Origin of the sequence: Streptomyces violaceorubidus (assembly GCF_000717995.1) — a bacterium.
Taxonomy (GTDB): Bacteria; Actinomycetota; Actinomycetes; order Streptomycetales; family Streptomycetaceae; genus Streptomyces; species Streptomyces violaceorubidus.
In genome coordinates, this window is record NZ_JODM01000108.1 from 1 (window position 1) to 1,327 (window position 1,327).

The following is a 1,327-nucleotide window of genomic DNA, read 5'->3' on the forward strand; positions in this document are numbered from 1 at the left end:
CTTCTCCGAGTACGCCCTGCCCCTGAGCGCCGCCTCCAGCGAGACGTCCTTCAGCACCACCTCGATGCCCGCGCGGGCACACGAGTAGGCGATGCCCGCACCCATCATCCCCGCGCCCAGCACCGCGACCTTGGACACCTTCCCCGGCTCGACGCCCTTCGGGCGGTTCGCGCCCGAGTTGACCGCCTGGAGATCGAAGAAGAACGCCTGGATCATGTTCTTCGAGGTCTGTCCGGCGGCCAGCTCGACGAAGTAGCGGGCCTCGATGACCTGGGCGGTCTCGAAGTCGACCTGGGCGCCCTCGACGGCGGCGGCCATGATGTTGCGCGGCGCCGGGTAGGGGGCGCCGTTCGTCTGCTTGCGCAGGTTGGCCGGGAAGGCGGGCAGGTTGGCCGCGAACTTCGGGTGGGAGGGCGTGCCGCCGGGGACGCGGTAGCCGGGCCGGTCCCAGGGCTGGGCGGACTCCGGGTGGGCGTCGATGAAGGCGCGGGCCCTGGCGAGCATGTCCTCGCGGCTGTCGGCGACCTCGTCGACCAGACCGGCTTCGAGGGCGCGGCGGGGGTTGTACTGGGTGCCCTGGAGGAGGACCTTCAGCAGGGCGTCGGTGATGCCGAGCATCCGGACGGTGCGGACGACGCCGCCGCCTCCGGGGAGCAGGCCGAGGGTGACCTCGGGGCAGCCGATCTTGGAGCCTGGCGCGTCGAGGGCGACGCGGTGGTGGCAGGCCAGCGCGATCTCGTAACCGCCGCCGAGGGCCGCGCCGTTCAGGGCGGCGACGACGGGCTTGCCGAGGGTCTCGATGCGGCGCAGGTTGCGCTTGATGGCCATGCCGCCGTCGAAGAGGTCCTGCGCGGTCTCCGGGGTGACGCGGATGAGGTCGCGCAGGTCGCCGCCGGCGAAGAAGGTCTTCTTGGCGGAGGTGACGATGACGCCGCGGACGGACTCCTTCTCGGCCTCCAGACGGTCGGTGACCGCCGCCAAGGAGTCACGGAACGCCTGGTTCATGGTGTTCGCGGACTGGTCGGGGTCGTCGAGGACGAGGGTGACGACACCGGTGTCGTCCTGCTCCCAGCGGATGGTGGTGGGCTCGGTGCTCATGAGGGTGTGCTCCAGGTATCCGTCGTGATCCGTCGGGAGGGGGTCAGATGCGCTCGACGACGGTGGCGATGCCCATGCCGCCGCCCACGCAGAGGGTGGCGAGGCCGTAGCGCTTGTCCTGGCGCTCCAGTTCGTCCACGAGGGTGCCGAGGATCATCGCGCCGGTGGCGCCGAGGGGGTGGCCGAGCGCGATGGCGCCGCCGTTGACGTTGACCTTGTCCAGGGACAG

1 protein-coding gene and 1 pseudogene are annotated in these 1,327 nt (G+C 71.1%); both read right to left on the reverse strand.

Features of this window, described 5'->3' with window-relative positions:
* The coding region (locus tag IE94_RS0134180; RefSeq protein ID WP_030192280.1) for an enoyl-CoA hydratase-related protein at positions 1–1,098 on the reverse strand (1,098 nt) is incomplete at its 3' end.
* 43 nt (positions 1,099–1,141) lie between these two features.
* Positions 1,142–1,327, reverse strand: a pseudogene (locus IE94_RS0134185) (beta-ketothiolase); the annotation flags it as partial.